The 15,704-nt window shown below is 60.9% G+C and carries 14 protein-coding genes and 1 rRNA gene; 4 read left to right on the top strand and 11 right to left on the bottom strand.

All coding sequences use genetic code 11. The features are described from left to right. Positions 1 to 97 precede the first annotated feature (97 nt). The 5 genes from yjfF to H281_RS0127115 all read right to left on the bottom strand — a co-directional run bounded on the left by yjfF (position 98) and on the right by H281_RS0127115 (position 6,006). Positions 98 to 1,195, bottom strand: a complete 1,098-nt coding sequence (gene yjfF, locus H281_RS0127135; protein ID WP_020070288.1) for a galactofuranose ABC transporter, permease protein YjfF — start codon at positions 1,193 to 1,195, stop codon at positions 98 to 100. Then, a complete protein-coding gene (locus H281_RS0127130; RefSeq protein ID WP_020070287.1) occupies positions 1,192 to 2,235 on the bottom strand; it encodes an ABC transporter permease in 1,044 nt (347 codons plus the stop codon). Before H281_RS0127130 ends, yjfF begins: the two co-directional genes overlap by 4 nt. Beyond that, on the bottom strand, positions 2,232 to 3,851 hold the full coding sequence (locus H281_RS0127125) for a sugar ABC transporter ATP-binding protein (protein WP_020070286.1): 1,620 nt from the start codon (positions 3,849 to 3,851) through the stop codon (positions 2,232 to 2,234). Before H281_RS0127125 ends, H281_RS0127130 begins: the two co-directional genes overlap by 4 nt. Positions 3,852 to 4,094: 243 nt before the next feature. Next, entirely contained in the window at positions 4,095 to 5,081 is a 987-nt protein-coding gene (locus H281_RS0127120) for an ABC transporter substrate-binding protein (protein WP_020070285.1), read from the bottom strand. Between the two features lie 310 nt (positions 5,082 to 5,391). Then, a complete protein-coding gene (locus H281_RS0127115; protein ID WP_020070284.1) occupies positions 5,392 to 6,006 on the bottom strand; it encodes an alpha-ketoglutarate-dependent dioxygenase AlkB family protein in 615 nt (204 codons plus the stop codon). A 171-nt stretch (positions 6,007 to 6,177) separates the two neighbouring features. Between H281_RS0127115 and H281_RS0127110 the strand changes: the two genes are divergently transcribed. Beyond that, positions 6,178 to 6,762 (top strand): malonic semialdehyde reductase, encoded by a 585-nt coding sequence (locus H281_RS0127110; protein ID WP_027804985.1) that lies wholly within the window; start codon positions 6,178 to 6,180, stop codon positions 6,760 to 6,762. An 11-nt stretch (positions 6,763 to 6,773) separates the two neighbouring features. On the opposite strand, the gene H281_RS0127105 is transcribed toward H281_RS0127110, so the two are convergent. Further along, positions 6,774 to 7,112, bottom strand: a complete 339-nt coding sequence (locus tag H281_RS0127105) for a hypothetical protein (protein WP_027804984.1) — start codon at positions 7,110 to 7,112, stop codon at positions 6,774 to 6,776. Between the two features lie 400 nt (positions 7,113 to 7,512). Here H281_RS0127105 and H281_RS0127100 point away from each other — a divergent pair, with 400 nt between their 5' ends. Continuing rightward, positions 7,513 to 8,676 (top strand): metallophosphoesterase, encoded by a 1,164-nt coding sequence (locus tag H281_RS0127100; protein ID WP_020070281.1) that lies wholly within the window; start codon positions 7,513 to 7,515, stop codon positions 8,674 to 8,676. 75 nt (positions 8,677 to 8,751) lie between these two features. Here H281_RS0127100 and H281_RS0127095 read toward each other — a convergent pair whose 3' ends face one another. Next, the gene (locus tag H281_RS0127095; RefSeq protein ID WP_027804983.1) at positions 8,752 to 9,288 is read right to left on the bottom strand and encodes a hypothetical protein; all 537 of its coding nucleotides are present in this window, start codon (positions 9,286 to 9,288) and stop codon (positions 8,752 to 8,754) included. A 370-nt stretch (positions 9,289 to 9,658) separates the two neighbouring features. Between H281_RS0127095 and H281_RS0127090 the strand changes: the two genes are divergently transcribed. After that, positions 9,659 to 9,913: a GlsB/YeaQ/YmgE family stress response membrane protein gene (locus H281_RS0127090; RefSeq protein ID WP_020070279.1), complete on the top strand. Its 255-nt coding sequence runs from the start codon at positions 9,659 to 9,661 to the stop codon at positions 9,911 to 9,913. A 64-nt stretch (positions 9,914 to 9,977) separates the two neighbouring features. Here the strand turns inward: H281_RS0127090 and H281_RS0127085 are convergent, their stop codons facing one another. The 3 genes from H281_RS0127085 to H281_RS0127075 form a co-directional block, all read right to left on the bottom strand. Further along, positions 9,978 to 11,492, bottom strand: a complete 1,515-nt coding sequence (locus H281_RS0127085) for an acetyl-CoA hydrolase/transferase family protein (protein WP_020070278.1) — start codon at positions 11,490 to 11,492, stop codon at positions 9,978 to 9,980. Positions 11,493 to 11,644: 152 nt separating this feature from the next. After that, complete coding sequence (locus H281_RS0127080) at positions 11,645 to 11,857, bottom strand: hypothetical protein (RefSeq protein WP_020070277.1); 213 nt, start codon at positions 11,855 to 11,857, stop codon at positions 11,645 to 11,647. A 139-nt stretch (positions 11,858 to 11,996) separates the two neighbouring features. Further along, positions 11,997 to 14,162: an FUSC family protein gene (locus tag H281_RS0127075; protein WP_027804982.1), complete on the bottom strand. Its 2,166-nt coding sequence runs from the start codon at positions 14,160 to 14,162 to the stop codon at positions 11,997 to 11,999. Between the two features lie 196 nt (positions 14,163 to 14,358). Between H281_RS0127075 and H281_RS0127065 the strand changes: the two genes are divergently transcribed. Then, positions 14,359 to 15,354 (top strand): LysR family transcriptional regulator, encoded by a 996-nt coding sequence (locus H281_RS0127065; RefSeq protein ID WP_020070274.1) that lies wholly within the window; start codon positions 14,359 to 14,361, stop codon positions 15,352 to 15,354. Between the two features lie 153 nt (positions 15,355 to 15,507). Here the strand turns inward: H281_RS0127065 and rrf are convergent. Continuing rightward, a 5S ribosomal RNA gene (gene rrf, locus H281_RS0127060) occupies positions 15,508 to 15,621 on the bottom strand. Positions 15,622 to 15,704: the final 83 nt, after the last annotated feature.

Genomic DNA, 15,704 nt, shown 5'->3' with positions numbered 1-15,704 from the left:
GAGGGACGCGGCGGGTGTGGCGCGTTTCGATGGGCCGCTGAGGTTGCTGTTCGACGCCAGCGGCTCTCTCACGCCGCCGGCCACCGCTCATGCCTGCTCACGCCTGCTCGGGCGCGCGTCCTATAACGTGCGAATCCGATGCGCCTGAAGGCTCGGTCTGCCCGCGCTCGCGTCCCGACGTGACGACCGCGCCGGTGCCGCCAGGTCGCCGCACCGACTTTGCATGCCGTTCGATCAGCCGTTGCAGCAAACAGAAAGCGCAAAGCAGCGCGCCGATCACGATGCGGGTCCACCAGGAACTGAGTGTGCCGTCGAACGTAATCAACGTTTGAATCGTGCCGAGAATGCCGACGCCGAACAGCGAACCGACCACATAGCCGACACCGCCTGTCAGCAGCGTTCCGCCGATCACGGTTGCCGCGATGGCGTCGAGTTCCATCCCTTGCCCTTGCAGGCCGTAGCCGGACAACACGTAAAACGTGAACACGGCGCCGCCGAGCGCCGAGCAGAAGCCGCTCAGCGCATACACGCCGATGCGCGTATGCGCGACCGGCAGCCCCATCAGCAAAGCGGAGCGCGCATTGCCGCCTACCGCGTACACGTTGCGTCCAAAACGCGTGAAGTGAGCGACATAGATCGCCCCGAGCAGCGCGACGAATGCGATCAGCACGTTCGCCGTCACAGAGCCGATGCCGATGTCGAGCCGGAATGCCGAGATGGCGTGGAAGGTCGGGTCCGTAATCGTGATGGACTGCGTGGTTATCAGGAAACACAAGCCGCGCGCGAAGAACATGCCGGCGAGCGTCACGATAAAAGCCTGCAGTCGAAAGAAATGAATCAGCGCGCCCTGCACGGCGCCAAATACGGTGCCCATCACCAGAACGATCGGCACGATCACCCACACCGATAAGTGATAGCGTTCCGACAATACCGCTTCGACGATGGTGGTGAGCGCAACCACGGAACCCACCGACAGGTCGATGCCGCCGGACACGATCACGAACGTCATGCCGATCGCAACGATCAGCAAAAAGGCGTTGTCGACAAGCAGATCGAGCAGTACCTGCCACGAGAAAAAGCCTGTGTACATCACGGAACCAAAGCCGAACAGCGCGCAGAACAGCAGGATCGTGACCGCGATCGGCAATGTGCGCGGATCGACAATATGAGCCCACGCAGAGAAAAATCGTCTCATCGTGCCACCCCGCGTTGCTTGATCATCTGCATGCCGACCGACATTGCGAGTGCGCGCGCGGCCGGCGACTGGATTACGCTAACCGTGAGCACTACCGCTGCCTTCACGACCAACGTAGCTTCGGGCGGCACACCGATCGAATACGTCGTGTAGGTCAGCGTCTGGATGATCAGTGCGCCGAGCACCGTGCCGGCGAAACTGAAGCGGCCGCCGAGCAGCGACGTGCCGCCGAGCGTGACGGCGAGAATAGCGTCGAGTTCCAGCAGAAGGCCGGCGTTGTTGCCGTCGGCGCTGCGCACGTTCGAACTGATCAGGATGCCCGCCATCGCCGCGGTCAGGCCGGAGAAGCCGTACACCGCGAAGACGAGCGCTTTCGAGCGCAAGCCGACGAGGCGCGTCGCAACAGGATTCACACCGATCGCGCGGATAAAGAGCCCGAGCGCCGTTCCCTCGACGAGCGCCGCTGTCGCCAGCACGGCGATCGTCGCGATCCACACCGAGCACGGCACACCCAGCCAGTACCCGCCGCCGACGAACAGATAGCCGGGCGCGCCGATCGGAATGATCTGCCCGGCCGTCAACAACTGTGCGATGCCGCGGCCCGCGACCATCAGAATCAACGTCGCAATGATCGGCTGCATGCCGACAAAGGACACGAGCAAGCCGTTCCACATACCGCTCAACACACCGACGATCAACGCCGCAAGCAACGCCTGCGCGATCAGGTTGCCGGTCGGCACAGGTTGCGTCGCGAGTATCGTCGCCGCGGCGGCGCCGGCGATTGCGACGACCGCGCCCACCGAAATGTCGATGCCGCGCGTCGCGATAACGAGCGTCATGCCGGTCGCGACCAGCACGAGCGGTGCGGCGCGATTCAACACGTCGATCGGCGCGCCGAACAGATGGCCGTCGAGCATGCGCAGCGACAGGAAATGCGGATTGACCCAGAGGTTCAACGCGCACAACAACGCCAGCGTCACGCACGGCCAGATCAACGGACGCTCGACGCCGTCACGCGCGAGCCAGTTCGATAGCTTCATTCGCCGCTCCCCGCGATGAGTCGGTAGATATTGTCTTCATTCGACGCCTTACCCTCGACTTCAGCGATCTTGCGGCGGTCGCGCAAGACGGCCACGCGATGACTGACGCGCAGCACTTCGCTAATCTCGGACGAGATGAACAGAATGCTCAGACCGTTTGCGCACAACGCAAGCAGACGGTCCATGATGTCGAACTTCGCGGCGACATCGATGCCGCGCGTGGGTTCGTCGAGAATCAGGAGTTTCGGATCGGTGGCGAGCCAGCGCGCAAGCAGCGCTTTCTGCTGGTTGCCACCCGACAGAAGCCCGATGGGCTGCTCAGCGTCCGAGGCCTTGATGCCGAGCCGTTCGATCCACAAGTCGGCCAGTTCGCGCGCGCGTTGACGGCTGATTTTGCGCCACCATCCACGTCTTGCCTGCAATGCCAGCAGGATGTTCTCGCGAATCGACAGGTCCGCGACGATGCCCTCTTTCTTGCGGTCTTCCGCGCAATACGCAATGCCGTGACGCACCGCATCGTGCGGCGAGCGCAGCCGTACGGGTTTGCCGTCCACGAGCATCGTGCCGCTATCGGCGCGATCCGCGCCGAACAACAGCCGCGCCGTCTCGGTGCGGCCTGAACCGAGCAGTCCGGCGAGTCCGAGTATCTGACCGCGCTCGACATTCAGGTCGATCGGCTGCAAAGTGCCGCGCTTGCCCACGCCGCGCAATTCGATAAACGCCGACGCTGCCCGCTCGCCTCGTTCCGTTCCGCCCGGAGCGGACGCTTCATGCGCGGCTTCGCGCAGGCGCTCGCTCATGCGCTCGTGACCGACCATCTTCGCGACCAGTTGATCGGCCGACAGATTCCGCGCGAGGTATTCGCCCTCGCGCTCGCCGTTGCGCATGACCGTAATGCGATCGGAAATGGCATACGTCTGCTCGATAAAGTGCGTGACGAACAGAATCGCAATTCCAGATTGCTTAAGATGCCGAAGTATTTTGAAGAGCTGTGCGACTTCGCTGTCGTCGAGACTCGACGTGGGTTCGTCGAGTATGAGCACGCGCGCATCGACGGAAAGCGCTCTGGCAATCGCCACCATCTGCTGCACTGCGATGGGATAGGCGTCCAGCGAGCGCGTCACGTCGAGCGAGATATCGAGGCGTGCGAGCGCAGCTTGCGCGCGGCGTTTGATGTCCGGCCAATCGATCGCGCCAAACCGCCGCGGCTGCCGGCCGGCGAAAATGTTTTCGGCGACCGACAGGTTCGGGCACAGATTCACTTCCTGATACAGCGTGCGCACGCCCGCCGCCTCGGCTTCCTGCGGCGAAGCGAAGGCCACGACTTCGCCCGCGAGCCTGATCGTCCCCGTGTCGGGTGCGATCACGCCCGTGAGCACATTGATCAGGGTGGACTTGCCGGCTCCGTTCTGCCCCATCAGCGTGTGAACTTCACCGGGGAATAATCGGAAATCGACGCGTTGGAGCGCCTTGACGCCAGGGAACGTCTTGCTGACACCGGTGGTGGCAAGAATCGGCTCGCAGGGGTCCACGTCGCCGTCGACTGCAACGGTAGCTGCAACGGAGGGGGTCGTTCTCGTGGCCGGCGGATTCGGTTCGGAAGCGGGATGCGTCATAGACCTCGCTCGAGCGGCGGTGCGTTGGTGTCGTGGTGCCTTGGCGCGTCGTGCCTGTGTTGCCGTCGTTGCGGCAAGTCCCAGCATCGGGTGAAAAGAGACCGTCCGCTGCCCAAGCAATCGGACGGTCAGGCACCGCTGGAGAAACTTTTGAAGCTCGATTACAGCTTCCTCTGCTACTGCCAGTGCTGGATTAACCGTTATGGCATACAGGCAAATAGCGAGGAAGACCAATTACTTTTCCTAGTACTTTCGCGTCGGCAACGTCTGCGCCGCAACGCTCATCGGGAAGACGGTTTCTTCGGTCAGGATGCGCTTCGGCAAAGGCTTGCCGGCCACCACATCCTTTACCGCCGACATCAGTTGCGGTCCGAGCAACGGGCTGCATTCCACGTCGACATTCATCTTGCCCGCGGCCATTGCCTGGAAGCCGCCCTTGGTTGCATCGAACGAAACGACGATGACGTCCTTGCCCGGATGCATGCCCGCCTCTTCCATTGCCTGGATGGCACCGAGCGCCATATCGTCGTTATGCGCATAAACTACATTTATTTTATTTCCATAAGTTTTAATAAATGCTTCCATGACCTGCTTGCCGCCGGCCAACGTGAAGTCGCCGCTTTGCGACGCGATAACCTTGAACTTGGGATCGCTCTTGATCACTTCGATGAGGCCAGCGTGCCGGTCGTTCGCCGGCGCGGAACCTACAGTTCCCTGCAATTCAGCGATGTTGACCGGACCTTGCGCATCTTTATAGTGATCGGCGAGCCATTTCCCGCCGCGCCGGCCCTCTTCAAGGAAGTCAGAGCCGATCATCGTCACGTACAGCGAGGTGTCTTTGACGTCGACGTTGCGGTCAGTGAGAATCACAGGAATCTTCGCGGCCTTAGCCTCGCGCAGCACCGGTTCCCAGCCCGATTCGACGACCGGCGAAAAAGCGATGACGTCGACTTTCTGCGCAATATACGAACGGATCGCTTTGATCTGGTTTTCCTGCTTCTGCTGCGCGTCTGAGAACTTGAGCTTGATTTTGGCGTCGGCCGCAGCGGACTTCACCGATTCCGTGTTGGCGGTCCGCCATGCGCTTTCGGCGCCGACCTGGGCGAAACCCAGCGTGATCTGTTTGTCCTGCGCATAGGCGCCGGGCGTTGCCAGCGTCAGCGTACCGAAACCCGCGCACAGCGCGAGCGCGCCCAACGCACGACATGCGGCGCGTCGTGTATTCGCCATGACTGTCTCCTGATCGTTGTTGTGTAAGCGACCCCGTCGAATCCGCGCGGCCCTAAGTCCTGCGCGATGCGTGGATCGTGATGTAGCGTAGTGTGCCGGGCCTTAACAGTCCAATCATATGATTCGCGTCGGCAATATCAATTTTGATATAGGACGCGGGCTTATGCGGAGATGGCGGGCGCAAAGCTGCGGGGCGCCAATCCGTTCATGGATCGGAGTGGCGGCAAAGCGGCCAGTGGTTTTTATGTGCTTACCTGCTGAGTGACACGCGCTTTGCTGCGTCCAGGAAGTCAAATCTGCGATGAGGCCTTTATCCGCGCGATGACCGGCTCGCTTCCTCGCGGGGTGTGACCCATCGGAAGGTAAGGTTGATGCGCTCGCCTGTTACACGCGGCTCTTTCGGCACCCTATGCCGCCATTCGGCCTGCGTCTCGCCCTTCATGACCAGCAGGCTGCCGCTTTTCAGCGAAAACGACTGAACGGTTCCGGTCTTGTTATGCCGCAGGTCGAATGTGCGCGCCGCGCCCAGGCTGACCGATGCGATCACCGGCTGCGGCCCGAGCTCGCGTTCGCGGTCCGCATGCCATCCCATACTGTCGGTGCCGCTGCGATAGCGATTGAGCAGAACGCTATTGAACCGCGCATTGCTGGCCGCTTCGGCAGCGGTCTTTAGTTCCGCGACTGTGGGCGTCCACGGTTGCGGCAGATTGCGTATGCCGGAATAGACATACACCGCGTCGGGATCGCCCTGCCACGCGGTTAGCCGCGGCAGCGCGACGCGGCCGCCGGGCGTACCCATCGTATCTTGCCGCCATTCGACTTCGGCTAGAAGGTGCGAAAGGCACTGCTCGGCTCTATCGGGCGCGAGCCAGTCGGGATACCAGGCGACGTCGGGCGTCGGAAGGTCATCGAATAGGTCCGTCATATGGTTGCTTGAAACGAGTGCGGAGCGTGCGCAATGGAACGTTGACTATTATGGTGGCAAAGACGACCCGCCTGCTTTAGCGGCTTGCGGTTTCATTGGACCCGGCGGATGCCTCTATTGGCGCTTCTCATTGCGCTGCGATCGCGGCGCCACCTTCACTGGACCATTACGATGAATTTATCCGATCAGGCGTTCGACCAGTTGTTTCGGGAAGCCCGGACGTACAGTGCCTGGCAGCAGAAACCCGTTGATGACGCATTGCTCGAGCAACTCGTCGAGTTGACGCTGCTCGGCCCGACATCGGCCAATTGCAGTCCAGGACGGTTCGTCTTTGTCAAGAGCCCGGGTGCCAAGGAGAAGCTACGGCCAGCGTTGTCCCCGGGTAACGTGGACAAGACGATGGCGGCGCCGGTAACGGTCATTGTCGGGATGGACATGGCATTTTATGAGCATCTGCCGAAGCTTTTCCCGCATGCCGATGCGCGCAGCTGGTTTGCCGGTAACGACAAGGCAATTGCCGACACGGCGTTTCGCAACTCGACGCTACAAGGCGGATACCTGATCCTTGCCGCTCGCGCGCTTGGTCTCGACGCCGGCCCAATGTCGGGCTTCGACGCAACCCAAGTCGACGAGACGTTCTTCGCCGGCACGACGATCCGGTCGAACTTCCTGGTCAATCTCGGCTACGGGGATGCGTCGAAACTGTTTCCGCGCAGCCCCCGCTTGAGCTTTGCCGAGGCCGCGCGGATAGTCTGACGCACGCCGTTTCAGGTGAAGATTGCGATGTAAAACACGACGACGCCTATTACCGCGCCGACGAAGCAGAAATTTTCTACAGTTTCGTCGCCATTGGAGCGCAGCCAGGCGCCGACGACCCCGAACAGCCCCGCAATACCGAGCGCGACGCACAGCATTACGACACCGAATAGCGCGCTCTTGCCGACCTCGGAGAAGTCGATGTTGCGCACGCCGAGGTACAAACCCAACGCCATCAACGACAGGCCGACGAGAGGCAGCATCACATGACTGCCCTCGTATCCCACGTGATGAGTACGGCGCGCAGGCCCCCCGTGGTGAAAACGATGGCCTGATCGGAGCAGCTTCATGATCGCCTCCTGCCTCGCCTTTGTGGCGATAACGCCGACTGAATTCGACCGCTGTCGTGTCGATAGACGTTGCAGCGATTCTTTCCGCCAGCCGGCTCACTTCCAGAATAGTTCACGCCCACGCTTAATTCAAAGCCCATTTAATTAGGGTTATCAGCGTGCTGAGCCATGCTCATGGTGGATGGCTTTAGGCAAATGCCTTGTCGACACATGGCCTGCCTGCCGCTATCGCTGCGCTGCAGCGAAACACTCGACTGCGCCCGGACGCTTGTGCATTTCACGCGCCGGCACGCCGTTGCGCATGCCGGTAGAATGAGCCAGCCAGTCGGTTGCATCGCCGCAGTGACTGGCCAGCGCCGGCGCTTCATCCTTCCGGCCCCTACCCGCCCTCACGTTCTCTATGCGCCGCTCATCGTTCCTTGTACGCCTGATCCTGATTGGCATCCTGCTGCACATTTACGTCGGCTTCCGTTTGATACCGGACATGCCAGTAGGCATGACCGTCCGCACGCTGGCAGGCTTGTGGCTCGTGCTGTCGGTCCTGCTCATTCCGCTCGGCATGCTTGCGCGCACGATCAAACAGCAGCCGCTTGGCGACCGGCTCGCGTGGGTCGGCTTGCTGGCAATGGGCTTCTTCTCTTCGCTGCTGGTTCTCACATTTGCGCGCGACCTGGTGCTGGCCTCACTGATGACCGTGGACGCGATCTGGCCGGGCACAATCGCCCTCGCTCGCTGGCGGACCGGCACCGCCGCAGCCGTGCCGTTGCTTGCAATACTGTCCACGCTGGTCGGCCTCTTCAATGCCCGCCGCCGCGCCCGCGTCGTGACGATCGACGTGCCGATCGAAGATCTGCCAGCCGCCCTCGATGGCTTCACGATTGTTCAGATCAGCGACATTCACGTGGGCCCGACCATCAAGCGCCGCTATGTGGACGCTATCGTCGACGCGGTGAATCATCTGAAGCCCGACCTCATTGCCGTGACAGGCGACGTGGTGGATGGCACGGTCCCACAGCTGACTCATCACACACAGCCGCTCTCGCGCCTGAGTGCACGTCACGGCGCGTTCCTCGTTACTGGCAATCACGAGTATTACGCGGGAGCCAACGCGTGGATCGACGAATTCCGGCGCCTCGGACTCAACGTGCTACTCAACGAACACGTGATCGTCGAGCATGACGGCGCGCGCGCCGTCATTGCCGGCGTAACCGATTATTCGGCAGGCCATCATGATCCACTGCACCGCAGTGACCCGATGGCAGCGATCGCGGGTGCACCGGGCGACGTGCTGATCAAAGTGCTGCTCGCGCACCAGCCACGCTCCGCCGAAGCAGCCGCTGCAGCGGGCTTCACGCTGCAACTGTCGGGTCACACGCACGGCGGCCAGTTCTTCCCATGGAACTTCTTCGTGCGGATTCAGCAACCGTTCACCGCCGGCCTCGCACGCCTGAACGGATTGTGGGTATATACGAGCCGCGGCACCGGTTACTGGGGACCGCCGAAGCGCCTTGGCGCACCTTCGGAGATCACCCGTGTGCGCCTTGTGCCCGGCGTGCCGGACTAGGTGCCGCTCGAAGCGGCGTTCGAAACCACATGCGTTGTTCGCTCGACGCAACACGCCGGCACATGAAAACGCTCGTTACTGCGCGGGGGCGACCGCGACATTGATTTGCGGCGCGAACGCCACCGACACTTGCATGCCCGGCGTTACGTTCGCCAGCTTTGCCGGATCGCGGCCCTGAAGATGGAAGACTGAGCCGTTTGCGTCTTTCAACGCCATCACGCCGGAAGCATGGTCGATTGCCTGCACTTGAGCGCTTACGTTCTGTTCGGGGTTGGTCTGCCCGAGTGACGCAGCGGGAGCAGCGATTGCGCCTTCCCCGTTCGCACCGCGCGTAACCCTGATCACAGCGGTACGCATCATACGGATATGTACCTTGCCGCCTTGACTGATTCGCGCCAGGTCTCGGCTATCCGTAATGTCGAACGACGCCTCACCGCCCTGCACGTCTCGCACAGTTACGGAATGCTTTGCGCGGTCGACAGATGTCACGACACCTTCCGCCTGCAGGGTACTGCTTCCTTCAAACGTAGCAGGCAAACCTGCGGCGAAGGACGCGAACGGGGCGGCGGCAATAAACGCGCCCGCAATAATGCCAAGAGCTTTAGTTTTCATACATTCCTCGACGACATGAACGGCAGAGAACGGCGGAGAACCAATGCGGTTCAGCGAACCGGCCATTTTTCCAGGCAGGCTTTCCAGGCAGGCGTAACGATCTTGCGATGCCCGGACAAATACGAAACGTGCGGATAGTGTGTCTATCGTGATGACCGCCGTCAATATTTGGACTCCGTATTACTTTGTCGATTGGTCTGCGTTGATCGTCGAAATTTCCTAATCGCTTTTGCCCGCGTGCGTTGTCTACATCTGGCTTACAACAGTTTCAGACAATGTTAATTCTGCATCCTGAATATGGACTGCCCCACCGGCTTCGACTAAGCTTTGTCACCGCGTATTTTCCACATTCAACCATGGAGTCTCGATTATGGAACACGGCATCATTGCCTGGCTTGTCATCGGCGCGATCGCTGGCTGGCTGGCCGGCGTGCTCGTCAAAGGCGGCGGCTTCGGCCTTATCGTCGACATCATCGTCGGCATTGTGGGCGCGTTCATTGGCGGTTGGCTCGCCGGCGTGCTGCACATTTCGCTGGGTGGCGGCTGGATCGGCTCGATCATCACTGCTGTGATCGGCGCGGTCATCCTGCTGTTTATCATCCGCCTCGTTCGGCGCGGCGGCTAACGTAGCGCTTGTTGCACAAAGCTGGCGTCGGGGGCAACGTACACGACGCCAGCTTTGTCCTGGCTTAAGCAGCTGCCTGAGCTGCCGGCAACATCGACCCAGTGTCGCGTAGCCGCGCATGCCATGCGAAAGCCTCTTCGAGCCGATGCGGTGTCTGACCTCCGGCTCGCAACGCATCCCGGTAGTAGTCGCGAAGCAGCTCGCGATATTGCGGATGCACGCAGTTCTGAATAATGAGCGTGGCGCGCTCGCGCGGGGCGAGACCGCGCAGATCCGCTAAGCCCTGTTCGGTCACGACCACGTCCACGTCATGCTCGTTGTGGTCGCAGTGGGGAACCATCGGCACGACGCTGGAAACGCGACCGCCCTTCGCCGTCGACTTGGTCGCGAAGATCGCACACGACGCATTGCGCGCGAAGTCGCCCGATCCGCCGATGCCGTTCATCATATGCGTGCCGCCCACATGCGTTGAATTCACGTTGCCGTAGATGTCGAATTCGAGTGCGGTGTTCAATGCGATCAGTCCGAGCCGGCGAATCACTTCAGGATGGTTGCTCACTTCTTGTGGGCGCAACACGAGGCGGCTGCGGTAACGTTCGAGCTCGCCGAACACCTGCGCCTGACGCGCGGCAGATAACGTGATCGACGCGCCCGAGGCGAACGTAACCTTGCCGGCGTCCAACAGGTCGAAAGTGGAATCCTGCAGCACCTCGGAGTAAATTTCGAACGCGTCGAAAGGCGCATCCACGAAGCCGGCCAAAACAGCGTTCGCGATCGTGCCTATGCCCGCCTGCAGCGGTGGCAAACGTCGCGGCATACGTCCGTGCGCAACTTCATGCCGGAAGAATTCGATCAGATGACCCGCTATCAGATTCGTCTCCGTGTCTGCGGGCAGCACTGTAGAAGGGCTATCCGGCTTGTCGGTTATAACGATCGCCGCGATTTTTTCGGCTGGAATTTCGATCGCCGGCGTGCCGATTCGATCGCGCGCATGAACAAGCGGGAGCGGGTCGCGATTCGGCCGGCGGCCTGGAATCCAGATGTCGTGCAGCCCCTCCAATGCGAGCGGCTGCGCCAGGTTGATTTCAACAATGACCTTATCGGCGAGTATCGCGAAACTTGCCGAGTTTCCCACCGATGTGGTCGGCACTATGCCGCCGCTTTCCGTGATAGCCACGGCCTCGATGATCGCGACATCGAGTTTGCCGAGCTGGTTGGCGCGCAGCATTTCGACCGTCTCCGAGAGATGCTGGTCGACGAACATGACCTCGCCGCGGTTGATTGCGTCGCGCAGCGTCTTGTCGACCTGGAACGGCAACCGGCGCGCCAGCACATGAGCCTCGGTGAGCATGCGGTCCACGTCATGGCCGAGCGACGCACCCGTCATTAAGGTGATGCGCAGCGGTTTGTCTTCGTGGCGAGCGCGCTCGGCCAATGCAAGCGGAACTGCTTTGGCGTCTCCCGCGCGCGTGAAGCCGCTCGCGCCCACGCGCATGCCGTCCTTAATTGCGAGTGCTGCGTCGGCGGCGGATGTAATTTTATTGCGCAGCGAATCGCAGCGAATCCGGTCTTCGTACATGAAACGGGTCCCTCCATGGTCAGCGATCGCTCTACCGGTGCGCGCGTCTGCGGTGCGCTTTGGTCGGCGGTCGACTTGTCGCGGTGGCCGCGGCGTCATCATCCATGCGTCGCGACACGCTCTCGGACGCGGCGTAATGCCGCTCGATGCTATTAGCTGCCGAAGTAAATGTTGCAGAAGCTCACAGGGCCGACGCACTCGTCGGCGTTGTTCGCAGGCGCGACAGCCGGCTTCGCCGGGGCAACGCTATCGTTGCTTTGGGCAATCGCCTGCGGTGCCTGCTGTTGCGGGGCGACCTGCGGCGTCTGTGCATGAGCGACAGCGGCAAACAAAGAGCACACGGCCAGGACAATCTTCAATTTCATTTCGTTCTCCAGGACTAACGGTTACTGCGTGACAACGATGAAACTATATGGCCGCTGTATGTGCGAATAAACGGGGCTGCCCAGAAGTGACCTTTCCATCCGGCGGAAAGATCGCGCGTGACGCAGACGCCTACTTTCGTCAGCGCGATGCGAAAGGCGCATCTTTGTCCAGCAAAGCTGTGCGGATGAAATGAAGGCAACTGAGAATGCGCTGCACGTCGTGACGTTCGCCGGGATCTGTGCGAACCGCAGCCAACAAGTCCTGAGCGATCCAGATAGCCGAGCGAACCGCTACGAAGGCGCCGTCCAAAGTTCGCGCGTCGGGCCGCTCGAACAGCTGCGCGAGACGATCGAGCACGGCTTCGACAGCCGGACGCCAACGCGGATCGAGCGGTTGCAGATAATAGGCATGGCTCACTTCGTTGCGCAGATCGATTACGGCGTGGCCCACTTCGAGCGTCGCCAGCATCCAGCGCAATGCGTGGCGGCGACGCCGCGACCGCCGCGTCAGCAGTAGACGCAATTGCGAAGCGAGGTCGTGAGTGCTCGACTGAAAACGTTGGTTGAGTTCCGGCCGCTGGTCTTTGCATGCGAGCACAGCTTGCGCCCGCAGATCGCCTATGATTCGTTCGATGAGCCACCGCATATCGGCGGGAAAGACCGTGGCGAGGACAATGGCGGCCAGAAACATCGATGCTGTGAGCGCAACGCCGTTGTTGATGAGCAGGTCAGGTTCGAAGACCACGATGTTATCCGGCGCAGCGAGTAGACAGAAGAACACCGAAAAGCCGACGCCGAGCCCCGCTGTCCGCTTCCGCGTCGCCAGATACGCACCTGTGGCCAACACGGGCGCAAGCATTACGCAGAGAAGTGGAAAGCCGTCGATGTTCGGGTACACATAGCAGGTGAATGCGTAACCAACCAGGGTCGCCAATGCGGAACCAAGCCCCATCTGCACAGCCATGTTTGTAGGGTCCGGCGCGGTCGACGTCAGCGCGCAAGCGAGCGCTGCGCCAATCACAGCAAGGCCCCCGCTCGGCCAGCCCGTCCCAATCCAGAAGCAGGCGGCGATGCCCATCACCGTAGCTGAGCGGATAAACGTGAAGGCAACCACATAACCGTTCGTTATGCTGACGTAGTGGTTTGCGCTGCGTTCTTGTGGACGATCTTCGCGCCGGGCAAGCGCGCTGTAAGTGTCCGAGTACTTCGCGCATTCATCGACAAAGCGGTATAGCAGTTCTGCTGCTGTATCGAAATCCGCCAGCAATTCTGCCGACGCCTCGTGCAACTGCCCTCTTATCTGCCGGACATGCCGCGGAAGCGCCGTCTGAAATTGGCGTAGTCGGGCGCTGACATGCGATACATCGACAGATGCGTCCCGCCGCAATGTGAGCAGTGCCGCCAGTTCACGAAGGCACGGGTCGATCGTGGCCATTGTTGCGGACGCTTTGCCGGCGTGAGAGCGCTTGAGCAACTGATGCAGCGCATGCAGACGCGCGCAGGCATCCATGAACTCGCTGTTCAGACGGCCGAGGCGATGACTGCGCAAACGCATCGCCGGATCTTCAAAGGCGGCGAAGATGCGCGTTGCTTCAAAGCCAACGATTTCGTCGACGAGAGCCGCGAAACGCCGCTCGAACGCGCTGCGACTGACTTGGCGCGAAAGCACGTCGGCCGCGAACGCAGTAAAATTACAGTACCGGAGTTCCAGTGCCCGCAGTAACGCAAGGCTCGAGCGCTGAGGCACGATCAACGCACTTACCGCGCTTGAGCATACGATTCCAACCGTCACTTCGGCTGCGCGCGTGAGCGCCGCGAGGAAAAGATCGTGCGGAGCCGCGACGGTCGGAATGCCGATCAGCGCCGCCGTGTAACCCGCGAGAACAAAGCCGTACCATCTGAAATGCCGATACCGGACTGCCGCTGCGATACACGCGCTGATCCAGATGGTCATGCCGAGCATGTGCAACTCAGCCTGCTGGACGAACAACGCGCCGAGCGTCAGCGCTGCCATCGCGCCCACCGCCGTTCCGACAATCCGATAGAAGCTCTTCGCGAGCACCATCCCGCTGAACGGTTGCATGAGCACGAACACGGTGCTCATGGCAATACGCGGTTGTGGCAAATCCAGCACCATCGCTATGCCTAGTGCCAGCAATCCTGCGGTGACCGTCTTCAGTAGGTGCAGCCAGACGAGTCCGTCCGTACTCACCCAGTTGCGAACGCCTGGGCTCAAATCGCGCAATAACGCGTGCCACTTTTCAATGGAATCTGAGGTTGGGCTGATCGCATGTTGGCGTTTCATTGGAAGGCAATGCGCCTCGGCTTGTCGCGGAAGAAAGCGCCGGTTCATGTGGACACCGGCAAGCAAGGCGCCGATTTTAGAAGCATGTGATGCCGGCATTAACAGGCCGGCCGCGGAACGTCCCTTCCAGAACAAACAACAATGAGCTCATCAGTCGGGCGGACAATACGTCTTCAGCTATGAAACAGAAGGTTTGATGGATACGTTACAAAACATGCGGGTGTTCTCGCGCGTAGTGGAAGCCGGCAGTTTTACCGCTGCCGCGCAGTCCTTCAATTCGACGACTGGCGCGATGTCGCGAGCAGTGTCCGAACTCGAGGCACATCTGCGTACACGCTTGTTGAACCGTTCGACGCGCCGTCTCGCGCTGACTACCGCCGGTGAGCGCTATCTGAAGCGATGTCAGCAAATACTTGCCGACGTCGATACCGCCGAAGAAGAAGCCAGCGGCGCGCATGAGCGCCCGAGCGGTCCGCTTCGTATGCATAGCTTTGCGAGTATCGGACAACACTATGTGCTGCCTGCGATCGCACACTATCGCGCGCTTTATCCCGAAGTGACCGTGGAGTTGACACTATCGCAGCGCATACCGGATCTTTTCGAAGGCAGCGCGGATGTCGCGGTGATTGGCGCTTCTGCGCTACCCGATTCCGACCTTGTCTCGTTCCCGCTTGGTACGACGTTCAGCATACTTTGCGCATCGCCGGCGTATCTCGCAGCGCGCGGTGCGCCCGAACAACCTGCCGATCTCGCACATCACGAGTGCCTGATCCTGCATACGCCAGCGTTTGCGCCGCACGAGTGGGTTCTCGACGGCCCCAACGGCAGCGAGATGATGGAAGTCGACGGTCCTGTGCAGGTGAATATTGCGGAGTCGTTAATCGTCGCCATCCAGGAAGGCATAGGAATTGGCATGGTGCCGCTTTACGCTGCCATCGCCGGATTGAGGGATGGCACATTGGTGCGGGTATTGCCGGACTACACGCTGCAGAAGATGAACGTTTATGCGCTGTATCCGTCGCGGAAGTTCATCGACGCGAAGACGAGGACGTGGGTCGAGTTTTTGCGCACGCATTTGCCGAAAGTAATCGCGCGCGATGAGGCGTTGTTGGCTAACATGCGTCAAATGGATAGCGCAGTGGGCGCGCTGCCGGAAGTCATTCTCGGCTTGGCTGGAAGGACCACGACGTAATGCGCTGGCGGCGGAAACGCCGCGGCGGTTCCGACTGCGGCGGCGAAGCTGTCCGGGGTCGGCCCGCCCAAGGTCTCCGTCGTGTGAATTTACCGCTGCGTAAACGCAGAAACCCCACCTTTTGTGGGGTGGGGTTTCTGATGCTGCTGGGGAGCCTGACGATTACCTACTTTCACACGGGCAATCCGCACTATCATCGGCGTGGAGTCGTTTCACGGTCCTGTTCGGGATGGGAAGGGGTGGGACCGACTCGCTATGGTCATCAGGCTTTGACGGGTTGCCGTACTGCCGGTGGGGCAATACAGCCAATCGGGAAGAAGTAGTTGAGAGGATGCCTCTCGTTTTGCACG

It is taken from the genome of Paraburkholderia caledonica (assembly GCF_000383275.1).
Lineage (GTDB): Bacteria > Pseudomonadota > Gammaproteobacteria > Burkholderiales > Burkholderiaceae > Paraburkholderia > Paraburkholderia caledonica.
Note: the sequence above shows the minus strand (reverse complement) of the source record. Positions and strands in the feature narration are given on the sequence as shown.